Origin of the sequence: Pseudarthrobacter chlorophenolicus, from assembly GCF_000962805.1 — a bacterium.
Taxonomy (GTDB): Bacteria; Actinomycetota; Actinomycetes; order Actinomycetales; family Micrococcaceae; genus Arthrobacter; species Arthrobacter chlorophenolicus_A.
Genome location: NZ_JZTW01000001.1, coordinates 388342 through 411178, shown reverse-complemented (window position 1 = coordinate 411178; position 22837 = coordinate 388342). Strand labels below are relative to the sequence as shown.

Annotated in this window: 24 protein-coding genes; 16 read left to right on the top strand and 8 right to left on the bottom strand. The window is 67.0% G+C overall.

Features of this window, described 5'->3' with window-relative positions:
* Positions 1-39: 39 nt before the first annotated feature.
* The 5 genes from UC32_RS01890 (at position 40) to UC32_RS01870 (ending at position 4224) form a co-directional block, all read left to right on the top strand.
* Complete coding sequence (locus tag UC32_RS01890) at positions 40-1656, top strand: PspC domain-containing protein (protein ID WP_045729563.1); 1617 nt, start codon at positions 40-42, stop codon at positions 1654-1656.
* A 1-nt stretch (position 1657) separates the two neighbouring features.
* A complete protein-coding gene (locus UC32_RS01885; RefSeq protein ID WP_045729562.1) occupies positions 1658-1957 on the top strand; it encodes a hypothetical protein in 300 nt (99 codons plus the stop codon).
* Positions 1958-1960: 3 nt separating this feature from the next.
* On the top strand, positions 1961-2212 hold the full coding sequence (locus UC32_RS01880; RefSeq protein WP_015937875.1) for a PspC domain-containing protein: 252 nt from the start codon (positions 1961-1963) through the stop codon (positions 2210-2212).
* A 189-nt stretch (positions 2213-2401) separates the two neighbouring features.
* A complete protein-coding gene (locus tag UC32_RS01875; protein ID WP_045729561.1) occupies positions 2402-3427 on the top strand; it encodes an ATP-dependent 6-phosphofructokinase in 1026 nt (341 codons plus the stop codon).
* An 80-nt stretch (positions 3428-3507) separates the two neighbouring features.
* Positions 3508-4224 carry a GNAT family N-acetyltransferase gene (locus UC32_RS01870; RefSeq protein WP_045729560.1) on the top strand — a complete coding sequence of 239 codons (717 nt, stop codon included), beginning with the start codon at positions 3508-3510 and terminating at the stop codon, positions 4222-4224.
* Here UC32_RS01870 and UC32_RS01865 read toward each other — a convergent pair.
* From UC32_RS01865 to UC32_RS01840, 6 genes are all read right to left on the bottom strand, one after another.
* On the bottom strand, positions 4186-5715 hold the full coding sequence (locus UC32_RS01865; RefSeq protein ID WP_045729559.1) for a DHA2 family efflux MFS transporter permease subunit: 1530 nt from the start codon (positions 5713-5715) through the stop codon (positions 4186-4188). The two genes, UC32_RS01870 and UC32_RS01865, sit on opposite strands and share 39 nt — an antisense overlap.
* 50 nt (positions 5716-5765) lie before the next feature.
* Positions 5766-6206, bottom strand: coding sequence for an ankyrin repeat domain-containing protein (locus UC32_RS01860; protein WP_200896293.1), 441 nt, complete (start codon positions 6204-6206; stop codon positions 5766-5768).
* Positions 6203-7288 (bottom strand): CAF17-like 4Fe-4S cluster assembly/insertion protein YgfZ, encoded by a 1086-nt coding sequence (gene ygfZ / locus UC32_RS01855; RefSeq protein ID WP_045729558.1) that lies wholly within the window; start codon positions 7286-7288, stop codon positions 6203-6205. Before ygfZ ends, UC32_RS01860 begins: the two co-directional genes overlap by 4 nt.
* A gap of 119 nt (positions 7289-7407) precedes the next feature.
* On the bottom strand, positions 7408-8130 hold the full coding sequence (locus UC32_RS01850; protein ID WP_045729557.1) for a flavodoxin family protein: 723 nt from the start codon (positions 8128-8130) through the stop codon (positions 7408-7410).
* A gap of 30 nt (positions 8131-8160) precedes the next feature.
* Complete coding sequence (locus UC32_RS01845; protein WP_045729556.1) at positions 8161-8769, bottom strand: nitrobindin family protein; 609 nt, start codon at positions 8767-8769, stop codon at positions 8161-8163.
* Between the two features lie 170 nt (positions 8770-8939).
* Entirely contained in the window at positions 8940-9707 is a 768-nt protein-coding gene (locus UC32_RS01840) for a hypothetical protein (RefSeq protein ID WP_045729555.1), read from the bottom strand.
* Positions 9708-9955: 248 nt separating this feature from the next.
* On the opposite strand from UC32_RS01840, the gene UC32_RS01835 reads away from it, so the two are divergent.
* The 11 genes from UC32_RS01835 (at position 9956) to asd (ending at position 20488) form a co-directional block, all read left to right on the top strand.
* Positions 9956-10654 carry a winged helix-turn-helix transcriptional regulator gene (locus UC32_RS01835; protein WP_015937885.1) on the top strand — a complete coding sequence of 233 codons (699 nt, stop codon included), beginning with the start codon at positions 9956-9958 and terminating at the stop codon, positions 10652-10654.
* A gap of 32 nt (positions 10655-10686) precedes the next feature.
* A complete protein-coding gene (mshD, locus tag UC32_RS01830; protein WP_045729554.1) occupies positions 10687-11658 on the top strand; it encodes a mycothiol synthase in 972 nt (323 codons plus the stop codon).
* Between the two features lie 128 nt (positions 11659-11786).
* On the top strand, positions 11787-14036 hold the full coding sequence (locus UC32_RS01825) for an RNA degradosome polyphosphate kinase (protein ID WP_015937887.1): 2250 nt from the start codon (positions 11787-11789) through the stop codon (positions 14034-14036).
* Positions 14037-14046: 10 nt separating this feature from the next.
* The gene (locus UC32_RS01820) at positions 14047-15015 is read left to right on the top strand and encodes an NUDIX hydrolase (protein ID WP_045729553.1); all 969 of its coding nucleotides are present in this window, start codon (positions 14047-14049) and stop codon (positions 15013-15015) included.
* Between the two features lie 84 nt (positions 15016-15099).
* Positions 15100-16719 carry a hypothetical protein gene (locus UC32_RS01815; protein ID WP_235423563.1) on the top strand — a complete coding sequence of 540 codons (1620 nt, stop codon included), beginning with the start codon at positions 15100-15102 and terminating at the stop codon, positions 16717-16719.
* A complete protein-coding gene (locus UC32_RS01810; protein ID WP_045729552.1) occupies positions 16716-17120 on the top strand; it encodes a GntR family transcriptional regulator in 405 nt (134 codons plus the stop codon). The genes UC32_RS01815 and UC32_RS01810 overlap by 4 nt, the downstream gene beginning before the upstream one ends.
* On the top strand, positions 17110-17604 hold the full coding sequence (locus UC32_RS20000; RefSeq protein WP_052690500.1) for a DUF1648 domain-containing protein: 495 nt from the start codon (positions 17110-17112) through the stop codon (positions 17602-17604). Before UC32_RS01810 ends, UC32_RS20000 begins: the two co-directional genes overlap by 11 nt.
* Before the next feature lie 9 nt (positions 17605-17613).
* The gene (locus UC32_RS01800; protein WP_015937891.1) at positions 17614-18417 is read left to right on the top strand and encodes a thymidylate synthase; all 804 of its coding nucleotides are present in this window, start codon (positions 17614-17616) and stop codon (positions 18415-18417) included.
* Entirely contained in the window at positions 18414-18998 is a 585-nt protein-coding gene (locus tag UC32_RS01795; protein ID WP_045729551.1) for a dihydrofolate reductase, read from the top strand. Before UC32_RS01800 ends, UC32_RS01795 begins: the two co-directional genes overlap by 4 nt.
* A gap of 4 nt (positions 18999-19002) precedes the next feature.
* Complete coding sequence (locus UC32_RS01790) at positions 19003-19221, top strand: NF038396 family protein (protein ID WP_045729550.1); 219 nt, start codon at positions 19003-19005, stop codon at positions 19219-19221.
* 124 nt (positions 19222-19345) lie between these two features.
* The gene (gene asd, locus UC32_RS01785) at positions 19346-20488 is read left to right on the top strand and encodes an aspartate-semialdehyde dehydrogenase (protein WP_045729549.1); all 1143 of its coding nucleotides are present in this window, start codon (positions 19346-19348) and stop codon (positions 20486-20488) included.
* 57 nt (positions 20489-20545) lie between these two features.
* Here asd and UC32_RS01780 read toward each other — a convergent pair whose 3' ends face one another.
* Positions 20546-21523, bottom strand: a complete 978-nt coding sequence (locus UC32_RS01780; RefSeq protein ID WP_045729858.1) for a type IV toxin-antitoxin system AbiEi family antitoxin domain-containing protein — start codon at positions 21521-21523, stop codon at positions 20546-20548.
* Positions 21524-21672: 149 nt separating this feature from the next.
* Positions 21673-22809, bottom strand: coding sequence for a winged helix DNA-binding domain-containing protein (locus UC32_RS01775; RefSeq protein WP_045729548.1), 1137 nt, complete (start codon positions 22807-22809; stop codon positions 21673-21675).
* Positions 22810-22837: the final 28 nt, after the last annotated feature.

The following is a 22837-nucleotide window of genomic DNA, read 5'->3' as shown; positions in this document are numbered from 1 at the left end:
CAGTAGAGCGCCGGGCGGGCTGAACGGAAGGATTGAGGTATGAACTCGCAGACCCCCCTCCCCGACGACGGCCAGCCCACCGAGCCTCTGCCCGGCGCACCGCGGCCCACCGAACCCCTGCCGTCCGCGCCGACTACGCCGGACCCGTCCGAAGGCTCCCGGGCCTCCGAATCCAGTCAGCCAGCTGCAGGCCAGTCCGGCTCTGAACTGCCCCGCACTGAGGTCCCCGGCGCCGATCTTCCCGGTGCTGATCTTCCCGGTGCCGGGAAGGATTACACGGGCCGTCCCGGCACCGCACACACCGCCCCGGGTGAGGCCGATTTCTTCTCCTGGATCCGCGGCCATGGCATCCGGCGTGGCGGGGACCGCTGGATTGGCGGCGTGTCCAGCGGCATCGCGCAGAAGCTGGGCGTGGACCCGTTGATCATCCGCGGCGTCTTCATCGTCCTCACCCTGTTCGCCGGCATCGGCGTGCTGGTGTACGGCCTCGCGTGGGCGCTGCTCCCGGAGCCCGACGGGCGGATCCACGTCCAGGAGGCCGCCGCAGGCCGGTGGACCACCGGGATGACAGGATCCCTGATCGCCACGATCCTGGGCCTGACCGGGCTGGGCGGCGGCTTCTGGGGCTGGTCGCACAACGGCTTCGGCGGCTTCCTCTGGACGGTCTTCTGGGTGGGCGGCGCCATCTACCTCATCTACTACCTCTCGCAGCGCAACAAGGCAGGCCGGCCAGCGATGGCAGCCCCGCAAGCGGGCGCCTACGGCACGCCCGGCGGTTACGGTACGCCGGGCGCGGCAGGCGCCCCAGGGACCGCCTATGCAGCAGGCAATCCCGGAACCGCACCGTTCTCCGCCACGGGCACCTCCTACGGAGCCGGCCCCGCTTCCCCCTCCATGCCCTCCTACGGCGGCGGCAGCACTTCCGGCAGCGGCTCCTACTCCGGCGGCGGTTCCGGCACCGGCGGCGGGTTCCAGGGCGGCGGCCCCTACGGCGGCGCCCGCGCGCCGCAGCGTACTCCGAAACCACGGCCGGCCGGTCCCGGCGCTCCCGCGGTGGCCGTCGCCGCCGGATCTGCACTCCTGGTGGGCGGCGGCCTCAAGGCCCTCGACGTCACCAATGTGATCGACCTGGGCGACTCAGCCAACGCCATCGTCTGGGCCAGCGCCGCAGCTGTCCTGGGCCTCGGCATCCTCATCGCCGGCCTGCGCGGCAGGACAGCCGGCATCCTGAGCTTCTTCGCCGTGGTGGCGCTGATAGCGGGCGGCGTGTACAACGTGGTGGGCAATGGCGACAGGATGCGGTTCCAGCAGGTTGACTGGGCACCGGCCAGCATCACGGAAGCCACGCGCGGCTTCGACATCACCGCGGGGCGCGGAACCGTGGACCTGACAAACCTCGCGGGCGGCACCCCGCTGCGCGCCGACGTCGTCATCCCCCTGGACATCACCGCGAGCAACGTGACCGTGCTGATCCCTCAAGACGTGCCCGTGGATATCAAAGCGGACATGACCATGGGGAACCTCAACGAAGCATCCGGGCAGCGCGGCGGAACCACTACCCGGGAAAGCACCTACAACTCCGACCGGCCCGGCAGCCACCTGGTGGTCCAGATCGACGGCACCTTCAGCAACGTCACCATCCAGGAAGGCAATTGAGATGAGCACCAGTAACCAGGCACCGGATCCTTCGGGCCGCAGCGGGTACTACCCGGACAGCACGACGACGGCGGGCACAGACCCTGCCGCCCCCTCCACCACGAGGGTGGGGACGGTGGTGTGGGGCTTGATCGTCCTGGCCCTCGCCGCCCTGATCATTGTTGCCCAGCTGGGCATCGTGACCCTCAACGCCACGTACGTCCTGATCGGGCTCATGATTGGAGCGGGCGCCGCACTGGTGGTGGGCGGCCTGCTCTCCGCCCGGAAACGTGACAACCAACCGACAACAGGGAAGTCTTGAACCATGGACAAGTTTTTCAGCATCGTCAGGGGCTTCGGCCTGCAACGCGGCCCGCAGCGCTGGGTGGGTGGCGTCCTGGGCGGGATCGCCGCCAAGACGAACGTGGACGTAGCCTTTGTCCGCATCGCGTTCCTCGTGTTCTGCCTCCTCCCCGGCCCCGCAGTGGTCTTCTACCTCCTGGCGTGGGCCATCCTTCCGGACCAGCGGAACGTTATTCCGCTGCAGACATTCCTGGAACGCCGGTCCCTCAGCTGACCTGCATACGACGTCCAAAGGCCTCCGCCGTTCACAACGGCGGGGGCCTTTGCCGTGCCCGCCCTGGTGATACCCCGTTCACCCGCGTGTAACGGGTTTGTGTCGTACCCCACACCTCCCACTACACTTCTAGGTGAGCTCAGCGTGGCGCTCTGCCAGTAGACCCTCTTCCAGGATTTGAGCCGAAACATGAAAATTGGAATCCTCACCAGCGGTGGCGACTGCCCCGGACTGAACGCGGTCATCCGCGGCGCCGTGCTGAAGGGCATCGCCATCCACGGCCACGAGTTCGTCGGATTCCTCGACGGCTGGCGCGGCGTGGTGGAGGGCGACATCATCGACATCCCCCGCACCATGGTGCGCGGCATCGCCAAGCAGGGCGGCACCATCCTGGGCACCTCCCGCACCAACCCGTTCGAAAACGGCGGCGGCCCCGAGGTCATCAAAGCCCACATGGACCGGCTGGGCATCGACGCCATCATCGCCATCGGCGGTGAGGGAACCCTCGCCGCGGCCAAGCGCCTGACCGACGCCGGCCTGAAGATCGTAGGCGTCCCCAAGACCGTGGACAACGACCTCGATGCCACCGATTACACCTTCGGCTTCGACACCGCGGTGCAGATTGCCACCGAGGCCATCGACCGGCTCCGGACCACCGGCGAATCCCACCACCGCTGCATGATCGCCGAGGTCATGGGCCGGCACGTGGGCTGGATTGCCCTGCACGCCGGCATGGCGGCCGGCGCCCACGCCATCCTCATTCCGGAACAGAAGGTCAGCATCCAGCAGATCACCGAATGGGTGAAGGAAGCCCACGCCCGCGGCCGCGCGCCGCTGGTGGTCGTCGCCGAAGGGTTCGTGCCCGAACACATGGAATCCCCGCACTCCGAGCGCGGCCTGGACACTTTCGGCCGGCCCCGCCTGGGCGGCATCGCCGACCAGCTCGCGCCCGAGCTCGAAGCCCGTACGGGCATCGAAACCCGCGCCACCATCCTGGGCCACATCCAGCGCGGCGGCGTCCCCTCCGCCTTCGACCGCGTCCTCGCCACCCGCCTGGGCATGGCCGCCATCGACTCCGTGGTGGAAGGCTTCTGGGGCACCATGGTGGCGCTCAAGGGCACCGACATCCAGCACGTCGCCTTCGAGGAAGCCCTGGGCCAGCTCAAGACCGTGCCGCAAAACCGGTACGACGAAGCCGCAGTCCTGTTCGGCTAGGCACAGCACAGTGCCCGGCCGGGCCAGCCTCCAGGCATGGTGTCCGGCCGGGACAGCGTCCGGCGCCCTAGGCTGGGACCATGACACTCGATCCCGGCTCTGCCGCCATCATCCAGCTTGCCTGGGCCCGCCGCCTGGGCCTCGACGACGACGCTTTCGGCTCTGCGCTTGCCTCCGGGGAGCGCATCGTCCGGGCCGATGACTCGGCCGGAACGGTGGAGTTCGTCAGGCTGTTCGGCAGTTCCGTGCTGGTGGGGCCGCAGGACGTCATTGACGCGGCCGCCGACATCCCTGATGCCGAAATGGCCCAGCACGTCACCCTGCTGACCCTGACCCGGGACCGTGGCGGCCACGGCCTGGGCGCGGCGGCACTGTTCTTCGCCGACGACCTGCCGCTGCAGCAGCCCTCTGAGGAGATGACCGTGTCACACGGTAACGCCGAAGCGATCGAGCTGGAGGGCCGCTGCCCGCCGGACGACGTCAACGAGGTGGGGCTATCCGACCTTGAGAACCGCTTCACCATCGTCCACGAGCTCGACGGCAAGCGGGTTCCCCTGGCCTGCGGCGCCTACGCAGAGTGGGAAGGACTGCTGGCCCAGCTGGGGGTCCTGGTGGATCCTGAGTGGCGGCGCCGCGGGCTGGGGACGCTCGCCGCTTCCATCGCGTCCCACGAGGCCTTGGCCGCCGGGCTGACGCTGCAATGGCGGGCTGACGTCAGCAACACCGGATCGCTGGCGCTGGCCCGCCGGCTCGGCTTGTCAGCCGGCGGAATCCAGACCAGCGTCCACCTTGGCTGAGGGAGCAGGTTCTTCAGCGGCGCCCCATCCCTGAACGGGCTTGGGCTTGGCGAAGAACAGCACCACCACTGCCCCGGCCAGCACCACGGCGGCGGGCAACAGGATGGACTGCGCCATCGCCGTCGAGAATCCTGCGTGCAGGAATTCAGGCAGGGAACCGCCCATGGCCATGCCCTCGCCCGCCCCGCCGGCCTGGCCGCCGGGGCCGGCCGGGAGCTCAGCCGCCAGCCGTGACTGAATCAGGACGGCAATGGCCGCGCTGCCCAGCACCGCACCGAACTGGCGGGTGGTGTTGTAGACGCCGGAGCCGGCGCCGGCCTGCCGCGGCGGCAGGTTCCTGGTGGCGGTGGTGCTCAGGGGCGCCCAGATGCCGGCGTTGGCGAATCCCAGGACAGCGCTGGGAAGCAGGAACAGCCAGATGGGCGTGTCCGGCTGCATCAGCAGGCCGTTCCACACCAGGGCCACCGCCATCAGCGTCAGGCCAACGGCCGCCAGGTATTTGGGGTTGACCCGGTCCACGATCTTTCCCACCACGGGGGCCATGCCGCCCGAGATGAGGGCCATGGGAACCATCAGGAGGGCGGACTGCGTCGGTGTCAGTCCGCGGACCATCTGGTAGTAGAAGATCAGGGGCAGGCCAAAGGACGTCACGGTGAACCCCACCATGGTGATACCAAGGTTGGCGAGCGAAAAGTTGCGGTCCCGGAACAGGCCCAGCGGCAGCAGCGGTTCCCCCTTGTTGAAGCGCTGCCAGGTGACGAATCCTGCGAGGACTATGATCCCGGCGATGATCAGCGACCAGACGCTGATGGGCCCGGTGATCGTTCCCCAGTTGTACGTCTCGCCTTCTTGGATGCCGAAGACCAGCAGGAAGACACCAACTGCGCTGAGCAGCACACCGGGAATGTCGAACCGGTGCGGGTGGGTACTGAGCGCGGGCACGTTGCGCACCGCGAGGATGAAACCGACGACGCCGATGGGAACGTTGATGAAGAAGATCCACTCCCAGCCCAGGCTGTCCACCAGGACGCCGCCCAGGATGGGGCCCACCAGCGTGGCCATGCCGGCGGTGGCACCCCAGATGGCCATGGCGGCACCACGGCGGTCCGGCGGGAAGATGCGGGTGATGACAGCCATGGTCTGTGGTGTCATCACCGCAGCTCCGAGGCCCTGCAGCACCCGGGCAGCGATGAGGGTCTCCACGTCCTGGGCCAGGCCGCACCACAGTGAAGCCAGGGTAAAGACCACCAGGCCAAGCAGGTACAGCTTCTTGGGCCCGAACCGGTCGCCAAGCCTGCCGGTGATCAGCAGGGGAACTGCGTAGGCCAGCAGATAGGCACTGGTCACCCAGATCACGGAGTTGATATCGGCGCCCAGGCCCTCCATGATCCGCGGGTTGGCCACGGACACAATGGTGCTGTCGATCAGGATCATGAAGAACCCGATCACCAGCGACCACAGTGCCGCCCAGGGCTTTTCTACGTTTTCCATCCGGTCATCCTTCAAAGTCATTATGTGGTTGCCGGGCGGACCCGGGGGGCTCAGCCCAGGAGGTCGAGGATCTCCTGGCGGGCAAACATTTGCGCGGCCGCGCGCGCCGACGGCGCTCCGGCGTCGGGATCTGCGCCGGCGTCCAGAAGGACCCGGGCTACGTCCGTATACCCTTTGAACGCCGCACCGGCCAGCGGCGTCTGGCCGCGGTCGTTGGCGGTATTTGCCTCGGCACCGTGTTCGAGCACCAGGCGCACCGTGTCGGCGTGGCCATGGTAGGCGGCCAGCATCAGGAGGGAATCTCCGGCGGCATTGGTGAGGGTGGCTGGCGCACCGGCGCCGAGGTAGGCGCGGAGCAGTTCGGTGTTCCCGTCCCTGGCTGCCTGGAAGAGGCTGTGGGCCAAAGCGACGGCGTCGTCGTCCTGCCCTGCTCCTGTGACCCCGGCTGCGGCGGCGTGCTGCCCCGGTGTGGCGTTTCCGTGTTCTGTCATGCGCGTGGCCCCCTGAGGAATCCGGTCTGGCGCCCCACCACCTGGCCGGCGTCGGGGGCAACGATGAGTTCCTGTCCGGCGGTGTACGGCTCGTCCCCGTCCAGGACCGTCAGTATTTCATCCGGGGCTACGGACCGCTTTATGACCGCCAGCGCCACCGGCCCCATCTCGTAGTGCTGCGCCACGGATGTGACCGTTCCCACTTTGCGGTCTCCGGCAAGGACCACGCTGCCGGCGGCCGGGAGCGTGTGCTGCGAACCATCCAGCTGAAGGAACACGAGGCGCCGCGGCGGGTGCCCCAGGTTGTGGACGCGGGCGATGGTTTCCTGGCCCTTGTAGCAGCCCTTGGCCAGGTGGACTGCGGTGCGGAGCAGGTCCAGTTCATGCGGAATTGTCTTGTCATCGGTTTCGGCTCCGATCCGGGGACGCCAGGCAGCGATGCGCAGCGCTTCGGACGACATGACGCCGGCGAGCGGCCGGTCCGCCACCATCTGTTCCAGTTCGGCGGCGGGGACGAGGTACTCGAACCACGGCCGTTCCAGCCCGGGATGGCTCTCTTCGGCAACGGTGGCGTACGAGTAGCCGCCGGCAGAGACGTGCGGCCACGGGTCCTGCCAGGCCACCAGCGAGGCCCACTCGGGCACGGCGGCGGTGCTGCCCACCACTGCCCAGTCGGCCGAGGCGTCCGCAATCTCCACCCGCAGCATGAACTTCATCCTGTTGAGGTACTCAGCCAGCGGAGCGGCTTCGGCGCCTTCAACGATCAGCCAGGCGGTGCCGCCGTCATCAACGATGCGCGCATCAAACTCGATGCGTCCCTGCACGCTCAGGAGCAGCAGTTCGCTGGACTCCCCCGGCTGGAGGGCCGTCACCTGCTGGGATGACAGCGTGTTCAGCCAGCTCAGCCGGTCCGGCCCGGTGACGGTGACAACGCCGCGGGAGGAGAGGTCGACGACGGCGGTTCCGGCCGCGAGGGCACGCTGCTCCCGGAGAGGCTCGCCATAGTGGGCCGCGACGCCGGCATCCGCACCGGCCGCCTCGACAGCTCCGGGGCGCGACAAAAGGGGGCTGGGAGTAGTCATATTGGGGAGAACGTCCTTCAGTCAGTCTGTATTCCGCGGTGTCGCCGGAACCTGGGACCCGGGCCATGTGCCCCTGGTCCCTTGCTTGGCCTGCGGGGTATTGCGGGGTGGTTGAGTTTCTACCGGTACTCGGGGTTTTCGAAGTCGAACCTGGTCCCGGCGGTCCATTCCTGGGGAAGGTTTCCGTAGGCCGGGTAGCCGCCGGCGTCCTTGAGGGTCCGGGCCAGGTGCAGGAGGTTCCACGTCATGAAGGTGGTGTTCCGGTTGGTGAAGTCGCTTTCCGGCCCGCCCGAGCCTTCGTCGAGGTAGCTGGGGCCGGGGCCAACCGGCCCGATCCATCCGGCGTCGGCCTGCGGCGGAATGCTGAACCCGATGTGCTGCAGGCTGTAGAGGACATTCATGGCGCAGTGCTTGATGCCGTCCTCGTTGCCCGTGATCAGGCAACCGCCCACTTTGGGATAGAACGCCCACTGGCCTTTGCTGTTGAGTTCACCGGAATGGGCGTAGAGGCGTTCAATCAGCTTCTTGGTCTGCGATGAGTTGTCGCCCAGCCAGATTGGCCCGGCCACCACCATGATGTCAGCTTCCTGGACCGCGGGGTAGAGCTCGGGCCATTCGTCGGTGGCCCACCCGTACTGTGTCATGTCCGGGTAGACCCCGCTGGCGATGTCGTGGTCCACCGTGCGGATTACCCGGGTGCTTACGCCCTGTTTCTCCATGATCAGCCGGCTGATGTTGATCAGGCCGTCAGTATTGGAGGTCTGCGGCGACTTCTTGAGCGTGCCGTTGAAGAAGACAGCCTTGAGATCGCTGTAGGTTCCGGGTGTTCCTTCGATTGCCACGGCGCTTCTCCCTGCTGGTGGACCTTCTGGTTATGAAACCCGCGCCAGGAACGCCGAGGCATGGGCTTCAAGCCCCTTGCCCGCGTCCCCTCCCGTTGCAACGTCCCACCGCCACAACAGGTTGCCGTCCACCAGACCGAAGATCCGCGTGGCGGCACTGTAGTCCTTGGAGTGGCTGCCGCGCATCACCATGTCGGTGGTGAGCTGGATCTGCGGGCCCTTGATCTGGCCGTAGTACAGCTCGGAGATGCCGCCCGGGTGGGAGATGGACACCGAAATGTCGAATCCGCCCTCGCTGTTGCGCAGGGCTTCCACTTCGTCGGCGCTCTTGAGCGCAGGCACGATGTCCGCGGGCACCAGGCCGGGGCCGCCGTCGGCGTCAAGCTGCTTGCGCTCCAGTGCCCAGAAGCCGGTCTCGACCGTAAGGGGCCGCAGGCGCGTGCCGTCGTCGTCCGTCAGCCAGCTCTCCGCCCGGTACTGCAGGTACGGCAGACCGTTGTGGGTGAAGGAGACGTGCTGCAGGAAGTGCTCGGAATCCTCGTCACCGCTGCCAAGGCGGCCACGGCCTTCCCACTCACCAATGAGCCAGGAAAGGGGAACAAGTTCCGGAGTCAGATCTGTGGGAATCTCAATGGGCACGGCGTTTACCTCGAGAAACTGCGGGATCGGAAGGCTGGTTTACTTCTGGCCCTTGAAGAGGCGGTAGACCACAAAGCCGGCGAACCAAGCCATGGACAGGCTCGCAATGCCGAGCAGGACAAGGAAGAAGATTTCAAATGCAAGTACGGACATGATGCCATCCTAACCCGTCAGAAGATGAGTAGTTTGTCTATGAAGTAAGCGAGCGAGCCGACGGCCGAGACCGGCGCAAGGCCCATGCCGAGGGCCGCCGCAAAGTTCAACGGCGCACCCCGCAGGGTGACCAGGCGCCGGAAACTTGCAAGGACCGCACCCACCACCACGCCGAAGATGGCTGCCGGCAGGACAGCGATGTCTGAGAGCACCAGCCCGGCAAGCGGGCCAGCCAGACCGGCAAGCACGATGCACAGCGGGGCGATGACGTTGTCCGGCCAGCGGATCAGCCCGGCAAGCAGGGCCACTGCTGCGCTGATCGCGGCCACCAGCAGCATCTCGCGGACGCCGTTGAACCGGGCGCCGGCAACCCATCCCGCGCCCAGGCAGGAAAGCAGCACGCCCACGCAGCAGCCCAGGGTGGACTCCAGCCGCTGCGCCTGGCCCGTACCGCGGATGAGCTGCACTACGAAGACGGCCATCATGCCCACCGCTACGAAACCGGGGGTCCAGTCCAGGTAACCGGGCGCAGGCGCCCACAAGGCGGCCAGGGCAGACCCGGCACCGGGCAGTGCGATGACGGCCGCGAGTGTTTTCTTGGCCGGAATCCGGAGGAAGTGCGGCCAGCCGATCCCCACTGCGAGGGCAATTACTACGGCAACGGCGGCCAAGGCTTCACGGGAGACGTAAACACCGGCGATGATGGCGGCCAGGCCGGCGATGCCGACGACACCGATGGTCCAGGAACCAAGAGAGCGGGCAGGCGCCTGCAGGTCCGCCGTCATATGGAAACCGGCCTGTGAATCGTTACTGCACTCACTGCGCTGTCATCCCGTCCTGGCATTGGCACTAGGCGTGGAACCGCCTCTTCAAAGGGCGTGTCCGCCCCCGCCCAATCCTGCCCTATATGAACGGCATATGTCGCAAAATGGACTGCCGGGGCGCTGGAATCTCTGGTTCGGGAGGGCCTGCCGGGTATACTCAAGCATCAGCTCAGTCGCCCGATGATGCGCGGACAGCCCATGGAGGAACAATGTCGCACATCCTGCTCTTAACGAACAGCACCGGCTCGTCGGTAGACATCCTGCCTGCCCTGGAACTGCTGAACCACCGCGTTCACATCCTCCCTGCGGAGCCCACCGCGCTCCTCGAAACGGACCCCTGCGACATCGTCCTGCTGGATGCGCGCAAGGACCTTGTTGGCGCCCGGTCCCTCACCCAGCTCCTGAAAGCCACCGGCCTCAGCGCACCGCTGGTCCTGATCCTGACTGAAGGCGGCATGGCCGCTGTTTCATCGGCCTGGGCGGTGGATGACATCGTCCTCGACTCCGCCGGGCCCGCCGAGGTTGAAGCGCGCATCAGGCTCTCCGTGGCCCGCGCCGTCCCGGAGCAGGATGACGCTCCCAGCGAAATCCGCGCCGCCGGCGTCGTCATCGATGAGGCGAGCTACACCGCCAGGGTCAACGGCGCTCCCCTGAACCTGACGTTCAAGGAATTCGAGCTCCTCAAGTACCTGGCCCAGCACCCGGGCCGCGTCTTCACCCGGCAGCAGCTGCTGACCGAGGTGTGGGGCTACGACTACTACGGCGGCACCCGCACCGTTGACGTCCACGTCCGGCGCCTGCGCGCCAAGCTGGGCGCCGACCACGAGAACCTGATCAGCACCGTGCGGAACGTTGGCTACCGGCTGACCCTGGTGCGGCAGCAGGAAGACGAACTGACCGAAGCCTGAGCCACTGGCGCCTGATCCCGTAGCCTAGCTTCATGACTCCAGCGCACCCCGAGAAATGGCCCGTCCATGTTGTCCAAGGCGGGGTTGACCGGCAACTCCTGAAGGACTGCCGCGACCTCCTGGCTGCGGCCGAAGAGTCCGACGGCAATCCCTCGATCTCCGAGCAGACACTGGTGACCATGCGCGCCGGCGATTCTGCAGACCACTCGCTGCTGACCCTGGCCCTGTACGCCCCGGATGAGGACTCGGATCCGGCCACCGGCCAGGACCTGGCAGGGTTCGCCGTCGTAGTGGAGGAACCGGACCACAGCGGTGTGCTGGAAATTGCGGTGCACCCTTCGTACCGGAACCAGGGAGTGGCTGACCGGCTGGTGCGGGCACTGCAGGACCGCCGGGGTTTCGACGGCCTGAAGGCCTGGTCCCACGGCAACCACGAGGCCGCCGCCGACCTCGCCGCACGGTACGGCTACGCCCCGGTGCGGGAGTTGTGGAAGATGCGGATGACGACGGCGGAGGCGGACCTTCCCGAGGCAGTACTTCCGGAAGGTGTGTCGCTGCGGCCGTTCGTGCCCGGCCGGGACGAGGACGCGTGGCTGGCCGTCAACAGTGCGGCCTTCGCGCACCACCCCGAACAGGGCAGCCTCACCCGGGCGGACCTGGCGGCACGCATGGAGGAAGACTGGTTCGACCCCGCAGGGTTCCTCCTCGCCGTGGACGCCGCCGGCCAGGTGCTGGGGTTCCACTGGACGAAGGTCCATCCCAGGCACGGATCGCATCCCGCCATCGGCGAAGTCTACGTAGTGGGCGTGGCACCTGAAGCGCAGGGTTCCGGCCTGGGGAAGGCCCTGACGCTTGCCGGCATCAAATACCTGCAGGACCTTGGGCTGCACGCCGTAATGCTGTACACGGACGCGGACAACACACCGGCCGTCTCGCTCTACCGCAGGTTGGGGTTCACCCGCTGGGACATGGACGTCATGTACGGGCCGGTGAAGCAAGGTTAGGCAAGCCGGCTGATTCACCCGGCGGGGGCGGTCATCAGGGGCTCCACCGCGGTGAATGCTTGTAAGGTTGAAACAGAACCGCGCAGGCCGGAAGCGCCAGCATCAAGCGCCAGGTAAAAGGAGATCCCATGAACCCGGAACCGTCCGGAACAGCCACGTCCCAGGATGCTGCAACCCCGGTCCGTGCCCGCTTCGGGTCCTCCGAGGTTCCGGCCTCCCGGGCTACGCAGGACCGCATCGACATCCCGGAGTTCGCGCCCAACCTGCAACCGGAAGGGGACATCAGCCCGGACCGTTTCCTGGACCGCGAGCTGAGCTGGCTGAGCTTCAACTCCCGGGTGCTGGAACTGGCTGAGGACCCCACCCTGCACCTGCTGGAGCGGGTCAACTTCCTCTCCATCTTCGCCTCCAACCTCGATGAGTTCTTCATGGTCCGGGTGGCCGGCCTGAAGCGCCGTATCGCCACCGGACTGGCCGTTCCTTCCCCGGCCGGCCTGAGCCCGGTGGAAGTGCTGGAACAGATCAGCGCCGAAGCCCACAGGCTGCAGCAGCGCCACGCCCAGGTGTACGCCGAACAGATCCGTCCCGCCCTGGCGTATGAGCACATCCACCTGATGCACTGGGACGAACTCGACGACGCCGCCCAGCAGCAGCTGAGCGTCATGTTCGCCGAAAAGGTGTTCCCCATCCTCACGCCGCTCGCGGTGGACCCGGCACACCCCTTCCCCTACATTTCCGGGTTGTCCCTCAACCTGGCCGTGGTGGTCCGGAACCCTGTGAGCGACAAGGAGCTGTTCGCCCGCGTCAAGGTGCCGGACCAGCTCCCGCGCCTGATCTCCATTGACGGCCCGCGCGCAGGCGCCGTGGCCGGACGCGTGGCACGGTTCATTGCCCTCGAAGACGTCATCGCCGTCCATCTGGACAAGCTCTTCCCCGGCATGGAAGTCCTGGAACACCACACGTTCCGCGTCACCCGCAACGAGGACGTGGAGGTTGAGGAGGACGACGCCGAGAACCTCCTGCAGGCTCTCGAGAAGGAACTGCTGCGCCGCCGGTTCGGCCCGCCCGTCCGGCTGGAACTGACCAATGACATCAACCCGAACATCCGGGCGCTGCTGATCCGCGAACTCGGCGTGGAGGAGTCCGAGGTCTATTCGGTACCGGCTCCGCTGGACCTCCGCGGCCTCGCCGTCATTGGCGGAATCGACCGCGCCGACCTGCACTACCCCAAGCACGTACCGCACACCTCCCGGTACCTGAATGAGTCCGAGACGTCCAAGGCCGCCAACGTCTTTGCCGCCATGCGCCGCCGCGACATCCTCCTTCACCACCCGTACGATTCGTTCTCCACCTCCGTGCAGGCCTTCCTGGAGCAGGCCGCAGCGGATCCCAAGGTGCAGGCCATCAAGCAGACGCTGTACCGCACCTCCGGCGACTCCCCCATCGTCGATGCGCTCATCGACGCCGCGGAGGCCGGCAAACAGGTGCTGGCCCTGGTGGAAATCAAGGCCCGGTTCGATGAACAGGCCAACATCTCCTGGGCCCGCAAGCTGGAACAGGCCGGCGTTCACGTGGTGTACGGCATCGTGGGCCTGAAGACGCACTGCAAGCTGTCCCTGGTGGTCCGCCAGGAAGTGGATGGCCTGCGCCGCTACTGCCACATCGGCACCGGCAACTACCACCCCCGCACCGCACGGTACTACGAGGACCTCGGCCTCCTGACGTCCAACGAGCAGGTGGGCCAGGACCTGTCCAAGCTGTTCAACCAGCTGTCCGGCTACGCTCCCAAATCGACGTTCAAGCGGCTGCTGGTGGCTCCGCGTTCCGTGCGGTCCGGGCTGATCGACAGGATCGAAACCGAGATCCGCAACGCCCGGGCAGGCAAGCCGGGCCGCGTGCAGATCAAGGTCAACTCGATGGTTGACGAAGCCATCATCGACTCCCTCTACCGCGCGTCCCAGGCCGGCGTGAAAGTCGACGTGGTGGTGCGCGGAATCTGCTCGCTGCGCCCCGGCGTTCCGGGCCTGAGCGAGAACATCACCGTCCGGTCCATCCTGGGCCGGTTCCTGGAGCACTCCCGCGTATTTGCCTTCGCCAACGGCGGAGACCCTGTGGTGTACATCGGCTCGGCCGATATGATGCACCGCAACCTCGACCGGCGGGTGGAGGCCCTGGTGCAGCTGGCAAGCGCCGATGACATCACGTACGTCCTCGACCTGCTGCAGCGCTACCTGGCACCGGAAACGTCCAGCTGGCACCTGGACAACGACGGCCATTGGATCCGCCACCACCTCGGGGAGGACGGCAAGCCGCTTGAAGACGTACAGTCCTGGCTGCTCGCCTCGCGCCCCCGGCAGCGCAGCCTGAGCCGGCGTTAGGGCCCCGGCTTTGTCGAGCGATGCTCTCGTAGAAGACCAAACAGACCACCCCGGGGAACCAGTAGCTGTCACGGCTGCCGGAGCGATCCCCTGGCGGGCCAACCGGGATGGCCTGGAGGTCCTCCTGATCCACCGCCCCCGCTATGACGACTGGTCCTGGCCAAAAGGCAAGATCGACGACGGCGAGACGGTACCCGAGTGCGCAGTCCGGGAAGTGCGGGAGGAGATTGGGCTTGATGCCCCGCTGGGCATTCCCCTGCCGCCCATCCACTACCACGTGGCTTCGGGGTTGAAGGTGGTCTACTACTGGGCAGTGAAGGTCAATGGCGCACGCCTCGTGCCGGACGGCAAGGAGGTGGACTCCGTCATGTGGTGCAGCCCGGACAAGGCGGCCGCGCTGCTCTCCAACCCTTCCGATACCGTGCCGCTGCAGCATCTGCGGGAGGCACACGCCCGCGGCGGGCTGGACACCTGGCCGCTGCTGGTTGTCCGCCACGCCAAGGCCAAGCCACGTTCCTCCTGGACCAAGGCCGAAGGTGAACGTCCCCTGGCCGCCACGGGTATCCGGCAGGCTCAAGCCGTCGGAAGGTTGCTGCAGGCCTGGAAACCGCCGCGGGTGGTCACCAGCCCGTGGCTGCGCTGCGTAGCCACGGTGGCTCCTTATGCCAAGGCCAGCGGCGCGAAGGTCAAGATGGCGGAGGCACTGACGGAGCACCGGCATGAGCGCAGCCCCAAGAAGACGGCCGGCATCATCGAGTCGCTTTTCGACAAGCAGAAACCTGTGGCAGTCTGCACGCACCGTCCGGCCCTGCCCACCGTCCTCGCCCAGCTGGCCAAGCACATGCCGGCGCGGCTGGGCAGCCAGCTCCCCGCCGCGGACCCGTACCTGTCCCCCGGCGAGCTGGTGGTGTGCCACGTGGCCAACGCAAAGGGCAACAACGTTGTAGCGGTCGAGCGGTTCAAGCCCTTCGACGACTGACGGTAATGGCTGGTCCGCCCGGTTGACCGCGCGCCACTTTGTATCAAATACTTGATACAAAGCCGCACGAATTTGGGGGAAGATGTGCCAGGCCTCGACGCCTTAGCGTTCAACGCGATACAGCCGACGGTATTCCTGTTTCCGTTCCTGCTGGCGGCGGGGGTCTACCTGCTGCTCCGGTGGGTCATCTGGCAACCGGGCAATCCCGGGTCAGCGGACACTGCAGCCAAGCACGCGCTCTGGATCGGGGTCATCGGCTGGCTGGTGAGTTCGCTCCAGCCGGCGGCGAAGGCGGGCCTCATCCCCGTCTCCGACGCCTCCGAGGCGCCGTCCGCCGTCGAACTCCTCCCCGTCCTGGCGTGGCCCGTCCTGGGCTGCCTTGCGGTGCATGCCATCGGCCAGCTTAGCTATCCCGGCCCACGGCTTCCCCGGCGGCGGGCCAGCCTCGACGTCCGCCGGATTCGGGATTTCCTGCCCCGGAAACTTTTCTGGACCGTGCTGGCTATCTTCGTCACTGCCGCCGGGCAGATCGCGTGGACGGCAACCCTGCCGGGCTTTGATCCCGTTCCTTACGTGCCGCGTCCCGAACCGTCCGGTGGTTACGTGTACTACGGCGGGGACGGCCGGGTCCCCGGCACCGGCCTCGCCGCCCCTCTGGGTGGCGCGCTGGTGGTCCTGGCAGCCGGAACCTTTGCCGTCCTGGCATTGATCGCCCGGCGCCGGCGGCTGGAATGGCTCTCCTCCGAGGACAACGGCCTGTTGCGGACCATCGCGATGAACCGGTTGCTCCGGACCGTTGCCACCGTGGCTGCTGGCCTGGCCGCAATCGCCGGCAATTATGCTGCCCTGCCGGACCCGGCAGAAGGCACAGGCAATTGGGCCAGTCCCGCCGCCATATTGAACCTTGTGGTGCTCCTGGCGATGTGGTGGTGGGCGCCGCCCAAACTGTCCCATGGACTGACCCGAATCCGGACCCGCCGGATCCCTGACGCGCAACCGGCCACGAAATTGGTGGTCTCGATCGGGCCCGCCATGGGCGTGGCTGCAGCCCTTCCCGTAGTTGCAGCGGCGCTGGTGCCCGGCGTCCTCACCGGCCAGCCGGCGATCTTCGTCGCACTGGCGGCCATAGCTATCCTGGCGGTGGTGGCCGGTGGGGAGGTCCTCCTGCACCGCAATTACGGCACGGACGGCGAGCCCCGCCGCTGGCCCCGCCAGCCGGTCTCCCCCGCCCTCATCACCACGGTGGTTGCTGCCGCGGCCATCCTGCTCTGCGTCATGGTCCTCATTGCGGCGCGGCAGGCAGCAGCGGGTGTTCCTGCCTCGTGGCCAGCAACAGCGTGGACCACTGCTGCTGCCATCGGAACAGCCGCCGTGCCCGTTGCCGTGGCACGGCGCCGCCCCAGTATCCCTGCCGCGGTTCGCGGCCTGGACGCCGCCCTTCGTGCCATCACGCTGCACAGGGTGGCCCGCACCTTGGCTGCCCTCTTCTCCGCCCAGGCCGGGGCACTGCTCATGAGCGCAGCACCAGGGCTGCAGCGCTTTTCCCCGCCGGCCGCCGACCCCACCTCGGTCCTGTGGCAGATGGCACCGGGAGTAGGCGTGATCCTGGCGGCTGCCGGCGTGGTCATTGCGGTGATCCCCGTCCGCGGAATCACCGCCAAGCCTGCCTCCGCGGCCGCGCCTTCACCGGAAAAGGTGCCGTGAGCGCCGGAATCACAGTGGACCTGCGGTCCGCCACCCCGCCCTATGAGCAGATCAGGTCACAAATCAGCTCGCTGGTTGCCGTTGGCGCACTGCCGGCTGGAAGCAGGCTGCCCACCGTCCGCAGCCTGGCCGCAGATTTGGGAATTGCTGCCGGCACCGTGGCCAGGGCCTACAAGGAATTGGAGGCAGCAGGGGTTGTTGAATCACGACGACGGGGCGGCACCTTCATCGGATCCGTTCCGGGCGGTGCCGGGCACGGCAGCCCGGGTGCCGTGCCGCCGGAGGTGACGGCCGCCGTCGAACGCTATGTGGAAGCCGGCCGGAAGGCGGGACTCGGCGACGGGCTGCTGCTGGACCTGGTTCGAGCAAGGCTGGGAAGGAAGCGGGCCGATGGACACTGATCCGGGCCGGGCATCTGAGCGGACCTGGTTTGTGCCATCCCTGCTGCTCCTGGCCGCAACGGCAGTCCTGGGGGCCTACCTCTACCCCGGGATGCCGGATCCCGTCCCCGTGCACTGGAACGGGGCGGGCATCCCGGACCGGTTCGCCGGCAAATCAGTCTTTGCTGTCTTTTCGCCGCTGCTGATCGGTACCGGCGTGGTGGCGTTCCTGTGGCTGCTGTACCGGTTCCTTCCGGCCATGGCCAGCAAAGGAGCGCAGGATGCGGCCCGGGCTGCTCTCGAAGCCCGCGCCGGCAAGGACGTCCTCGCGGCGCTGACGCCGGCATTGGCAATCCTTTTCAGCTGGCTGTGCGTCACGGGCTGGCTCGAACTGACCAGCGTGTGGACCATCTGGCCGCCGATGCTCCTCCTGATGGGGTTCGCGCTGCGTCTGGTGATCCGTGCCGTCCGCCACGTCACCGCGCCACCCACCCCGCCCCGGTAGACTTGGACGGTGAGCATCCCCACGCCTTATGAAGACCTTCTGCGCGACGTCCTCGCGCAGGGCACGCACAAATCCGACCGTACGGGCACCGGAACCACCAGCGTTTTCGGCCGCCAGATCCGTTTCGACCTCGCCGAAGGCTTCCCGCTCATCACCACCAAGCGGGTCCACTTCAAGTCCGTGGCAGTGGAGCTGTTGTGGTTCCTGCGCGGCGAAACCAACGTGAAGTGGATGCAGGACCAGGGCGTCACCATCTGGAATGAATGGGCTGACGAGGACGGCGACCTCGGCCCGGTTTACGGCGTGCAGTGGCGCAGCTGGCCCACCCCGGACGGCGGCCACATCGACCAGATCGCCGAGCTTGTAGAGAACCTCAAGGCCAACCCGGACTCCCGCCGGCACATCGTCTCGGCCTGGAACGTCTCCGAGCTCAATGACATGGCGCTGCCGCCGTGCCACGCGTTCTTCCAGTTCTACGTTGCCGACGGGAAGCTCTCCTGCCAGCTGTACCAGCGCTCGGCGGACATGTTCCTGGGCGTCCCGTTCAACATCGCCTCCTACGCCCTGCTCACGTACATGCTGGCGCAGCAGGTGGGCCTCGAGCCCGGCGAGTTTGTCTGGACCGGTGGCGACGTCCACATTTACGAGAACCACATGGACCAGGTCCTCAAGCAGCTCGAACGGGAGCCGTACGAGTACCCGCAGCTGAAGATCAACAGGAAGCCCGCCTCGATCTTCGACTACACGCTGGAAGACTTCGAGGTGGTCGGTTACAAGCACCACCCCACCATTAAGGCGCCGATTGCCGTATGAGCACCGGGAACTCCGCCGATCCGCAGTCCTTCACGGACGAACTTGCCGCCTCCATCAGGGGCGTGGGCCTGGTCTGGGCGCAGACACCGGACGGCGTCATCGGCAAAGACGGGGACATGCCCTGGCACCTGCCGGAAGACCTCAGGCACTTCACCCGGCTGACCACCGGGCACCCGGTGATCATGGGCCGCAAAACCTGGCTGTCCTTTCCGGAGAAGTACCGCCCGCTGCCCGGGCGCACCAACATCGTCATCACCCGGCAGGAAAGCTGGGCCGGTACACCCGAGGCGGAGGGCGCCGTGGTGGTCCCCTCGCTGGATGACGCGCTGCTGGAGTCCCAGTTCGTCGACGGCGGCGACACCGTCTGGATCCTTGGCGGCGGCGAGATTTTCCGCCAGTCGACCGAGCTCGCCAACGTTGCGGTGGTCACCACCATCGACGTACAGGCCGACGGCGACACATACGCTCCGGAGCTCGGCACCAGTTGGGAGGCCAGCTCCTCCCTCCCGCCGGACGGTTGGCTGACCGGCGCCAATGGCACGCGCTACCGATTCACCAAATGGTCACGGACCGAAAGCTAGGACGATGCTGAAGAAACCCGAAACCCTGTTCGTCCTGGGGTACATGCTCCTTCCCCTCCTGGCGCTGCTGTCCGCGATCGTGGGGCTCACCATGATTCTGGGTGGCAACAAGATCGCCGGCGCCATCGTGCTCGTGGTGGTAACGCAGGCCTTCGCCTTTGGCGCGTTCTTCGCCCTGCGCGCCCGCAAGACCGCCCTGCTGGAAGAGTCCGACCGGGGCTAGCCTGTTGCGGCTGCCAGCAGCAGAAAACCGCTGCCGGTCCGGGCCGCCGTCGTACTCCGCAGGTGGCTGGCGGCAGTGACGTAACCGACTGCGCCCTTCCGGTTGCGAAGTCTAAACTGGACGAATGACTACAGCAGCTACCCCTTCTGTCGGCCTGGTCGGATGGCGCGGCATGGTGGGCTCCGTCCTCATGCAGCGCATGCAGGACGAGGGCGACTTCGCCAACATCAACCCGGTGTTTTTCTCCACCTCCAACGCGGGAGGTGCCGCACCGTCTATTGCTGGAACAGCTGGAGGCAGCGCCGGCAAGCTCGAGAACGCATTCGACCTCGACACCCTGGCGAAGCTGCCCATTATCGTTACCGCCCAGGGCGGGGATTACACCAAGCAGGTCCACGGTGAACTGCGCAGCCGCGGCTGGGACGGCCTCTGGATTGACGCCGCCTCCACCCTGCGCATGAACGACGACTCGATCATCGTGCTGGACCCCATCAACCGCGATGTGATCGACAAGGGCCTGGTCAACGGCACCAAGGACTTCATCGGCGGCAACTGCACGGTCTCCTGCATGCTCATGGGCCTGGGCGGGCTGTTCAAGAACGGCCTGGTCGAGTGGGGCACGTCCATGACCTACCAGGCTGCCTCCGGCGGCGGCGCCCGGCACATGCGTGAGCTCCTCAGCCAGTTCGGCACGCTTAACGCCGAAGTCAGCACCGAACTTGACGACCCTGCCTCGGCGATCCTCGAGATCGACCGCAAGGTCCTGGCGCACCAGCGCACCGACATCGACGCCACCCAGTTCGGTGTGCCGCTGGCCGGCTCCCTGATCCCCTGGATCGACGCGGACCTTGGCAACGGCCAGTCCAAGGAAGAGTGGAAGGCCGGGGTGGAAACCAACAAGATCCTGGGCACCGCCGAGGACAACCACGTCATCATGGACGGCCTCTGCGTCCGCATTGGTGCCATGCGTTCCCACTCCCAGGCGCTGACGCTGAAGCTCCGCGAAGACTTGTCCGTTGCCGAGATCGAGAAGCTCCTGGCTGAGGACAATGAGTGGGCCAAGGTGGTTCCCAACACCAAGGAAGCTTCCATGGCGGATCTGACTCCCGTGGCCGCTTCCGGCACCCTGGACATCCCGGTGGGCCGTATCCGCAAGATGGAGATGGGCCCCAGCTACATCAGCGCCTTCACCGTGGGCGACCAGTTGCTCTGGGGCGCCGCCGAGCCGCTGCGCCGCATGCTGAAGATCGCCACCGGCAACCTGTAACCGTTGCCCGCCGCTTGAGCGGCCCTGGCCTGCATAACCGTTGCTACCTTGGACCGGCTATGCGGGCCGGGGCCGCTTTTGCGTTCCGGGGTGCTGTCCCAGGAATTCCAGAAGCCGCCTCCGAAGCTCCTCGGGGCGGTCCAAGTGCTTCCATCGCAGCCTGAAGACCCGCCATCCGGCCTCAGTCAGTGCAGTTTCCCGCAATCTCTCAGCCACCAGCACGCCGTCGGTGGGGTTGAAGTCGAAGTACTTGGCGGCGCCGTCGAACTCGATGACAACTTTTGCCTCAGCATCTGCGAAGTCCGCACGAAAGAGACCTTCGGGGGTGGGAATTTCAATTTGCGGCGTGAACCTGTCCAGCCCGAACGAGTACAGGAGCAACCTGGTCCGCGTCTCCCCCGCCGATTCAGAACGTGCATCCAATACGTCCAGCAGCTCGGCGGCCCTGCGGCTCCCACGCTTCACAGTGCTGTCGTCCAGCAAACGCCGCATGCCCTCCAACGATGCACCCTTGCCCAGCGCATGGTCACCGATGACGGCTGCCTTGGCACGGGGAAGGATCCGCGCGCAATCCAGGACCGTCCGTTCCAGGCCGGTGGTCAGGATCCCGCGGCCATCTGGCCTCCAGAGGGTAGCCAGATCGCCCGCTGCGAGCGGCAGCCGGTGGGTCCGGACATCCACGCCCGCGCTGGTCCGCGAATTGGAGTACTGCGTTGTCACGTGGACCGTGGACCCGGTGTTCCACACATCGCAGCCGTGCAGCATGGCAGCGCTGACATGGGTGTAGCGGGCCCGGCCCCCCGTGGATTCATAGTGCGCCATAATCATCAGCCGGTCCTGGTTCCAGGGTTTGAGCGTGCTCCAGTAAGAGCCCCGGACATAGGCACCCCGCCGCAGCCGGAGGATCACGCCAGCCTTCACCGCCGCCGCCACCATCCGGCTTTCCAATCCGGCCTCCGCCAGTTGCCCGGTGGAAACCACCGGCCCTCCTGGCCACCGTCCTTCCACCAAGGCAGCGATTTTATCGGAATTCATGGTGCCAGCATGGGCAACCAGCACTCCAGATGGCAGCCGGCAGCCCGCCTATGTGGACAGTCATCACCACGAGCGGCCCTGGCCCGCATAACCGTTGCTGACTGGCACCGGTTATGCGGGTGGGGGCCGGTTATGCGGGTGGGGGCCGGTCAGGTGGTGAGGAACTCGAGGTACCTGCCGGCGGAGCGGCTGAATGCTGCCTGCGCTGCCGGCCCGAGTGGCCGCATCCCGTCAAAGAGTTCGGGTACGACGGCGGCAGCACGGCCGGTGCCTTCCCGCGCCCAGGTGCCCACCACCTCCCCCGCCGCAACCACAGCCTTCTTGAAGACCCCGTTGCCGCCGGGAACGATGCTGTTGAAGTGCTCCGGCGCCAGGACGAGGCCGCGGTCCTGATAGCCGAGGACGAACTCGTCGAAGCCGGGCAGCAACAGGACCGACCTGGCTCCCGGGACCCCGCTGTCCAGCAGGGAGGCGGTCTCCGGCGACATCCAGTAGCCCACGCCACCAAACTCAACTTCCACTACCTGGTGGCGGATGGCTTCAAGCGCGGCCCTGGCCTCTGTCAGCGGGATCTGCGTCCACCATGCGAAGTCCCGTACCGTTGCCGGTCCGTGGCTTCGGATGTAGCGCAACAGGAACTCCGCCACCGCCTCGGCCCGTTCGAGGCGCCGTGATACGGGAATCCACTCGTCGAAGGCGACCAGCAGCTGCTGGTTTACAGCCAGCGGCCCCTGCACCAGCCAGCCGTGCCGGCACAGCGTGCCCAGGATGTGGATGCCACGCTGGCCCGTTGTTGGCTGGCCCGCGGCATCAAACTCCTTGAACAGGTCTGCACGGCTGACGGGGCCACCGGCAGCGATGCGGGCCAGCGCCACATCCCGGCTCGCCTCGATGTCGGCCCAGCTGATGGCCAGCTCCCGGTGCCTGGCGGCGATGCTCCTGGTGAGGCGCTCGGCAGTGAGGTCCAGCATCCAGCCAAGGTCCTCGGGTGCCACCAGGTGCAGCGTTCCGCGCATGGGCCAGGAACGGACGATCGCGCCGGCATCAAGGGCTGCACGCACATCGCTCAGGCCGGAGCCGGGGTGCCGCACACCCACGGCCCACAGCGACGCCTGCAGGTCCTGCGCCTGCATCGCCGTCATCCACCGCACCACGTCCGCGGCGGAGCCGGGAACAGCACCGCCTGGTCCGGCAGCTGGCGCAGGTCCGGCAGCTGTGAGCCCCTGGGACGCCAGCCGGAGCCGGCCCAGGACGTTACGGCTCAGCCGCACGGCGGTTGGTGACATTGCTTCATCCTAGGCGCCGCGCCCCCGG

What these genes read in the sequence shown, in the direction of transcription:
- UC32_RS01890 (WP_045729563.1), top strand. Translation starts at nt 40, where the DNA reads ATGAACTCGCAGACCCCCCTCCCCGACGACGGCCAGCCCACCGAGCCT.
- UC32_RS01885 (WP_045729562.1), top strand. Translation starts at nt 1,658, where the DNA reads ATGAGCACCAGTAACCAGGCACCGGATCCTTCGGGCCGCAGCGGGTAC.
- UC32_RS01880 (WP_015937875.1), top strand. Translation starts at nt 1,961, where the DNA reads ATGGACAAGTTTTTCAGCATCGTCAGGGGCTTCGGCCTGCAACGCGGC.
- UC32_RS01875 (WP_045729561.1), top strand. Translation starts at nt 2,402, where the DNA reads ATGAAAATTGGAATCCTCACCAGCGGTGGCGACTGCCCCGGACTGAAC.
- UC32_RS01870 (WP_045729560.1), top strand. Translation starts at nt 3,508, where the DNA reads ATGACACTCGATCCCGGCTCTGCCGCCATCATCCAGCTTGCCTGGGCC.
- UC32_RS01865 (WP_045729559.1), bottom strand. Translation starts at nt 5,715, where the DNA reads ATGGAAAACGTAGAAAAGCCCTGGGCGGCACTGTGGTCGCTGGTGATC.
- UC32_RS01860 (WP_200896293.1), bottom strand. Translation starts at nt 6,206, where the DNA reads ATGACAGAACACGGAAACGCCACACCGGGGCAGCACGCCGCCGCAGCC.
- ygfZ (WP_045729558.1), bottom strand. Translation starts at nt 7,288, where the DNA reads ATGACTACTCCCAGCCCCCTTTTGTCGCGCCCCGGAGCTGTCGAGGCG.
- UC32_RS01840 (WP_045729555.1), bottom strand. Translation starts at nt 9,707, where the DNA reads ATGACGGCGGACCTGCAGGCGCCTGCCCGCTCTCTTGGTTCCTGGACC.
- UC32_RS01835 (WP_015937885.1), top strand. Translation starts at nt 9,956, where the DNA reads ATGTCGCACATCCTGCTCTTAACGAACAGCACCGGCTCGTCGGTAGAC.
- mshD (WP_045729554.1), top strand. Translation starts at nt 10,687, where the DNA reads ATGACTCCAGCGCACCCCGAGAAATGGCCCGTCCATGTTGTCCAAGGC.
- UC32_RS01825 (WP_015937887.1), top strand. Translation starts at nt 11,787, where the DNA reads ATGAACCCGGAACCGTCCGGAACAGCCACGTCCCAGGATGCTGCAACC.
- UC32_RS20000 (WP_052690500.1), top strand. Translation starts at nt 17,110, where the DNA reads ATGGACACTGATCCGGGCCGGGCATCTGAGCGGACCTGGTTTGTGCCA.
- UC32_RS01795 (WP_045729551.1), top strand. Translation starts at nt 18,414, where the DNA reads ATGAGCACCGGGAACTCCGCCGATCCGCAGTCCTTCACGGACGAACTT.
- UC32_RS01790 (WP_045729550.1), top strand. Translation starts at nt 19,003, where the DNA reads ATGCTGAAGAAACCCGAAACCCTGTTCGTCCTGGGGTACATGCTCCTT.
- asd (WP_045729549.1), top strand. Translation starts at nt 19,346, where the DNA reads ATGACTACAGCAGCTACCCCTTCTGTCGGCCTGGTCGGATGGCGCGGC.
- UC32_RS01780 (WP_045729858.1), bottom strand. Translation starts at nt 21,523, where the DNA reads ATGAATTCCGATAAAATCGCTGCCTTGGTGGAAGGACGGTGGCCAGGA.
- UC32_RS01775 (WP_045729548.1), bottom strand. Translation starts at nt 22,809, where the DNA reads ATGTCACCAACCGCCGTGCGGCTGAGCCGTAACGTCCTGGGCCGGCTC.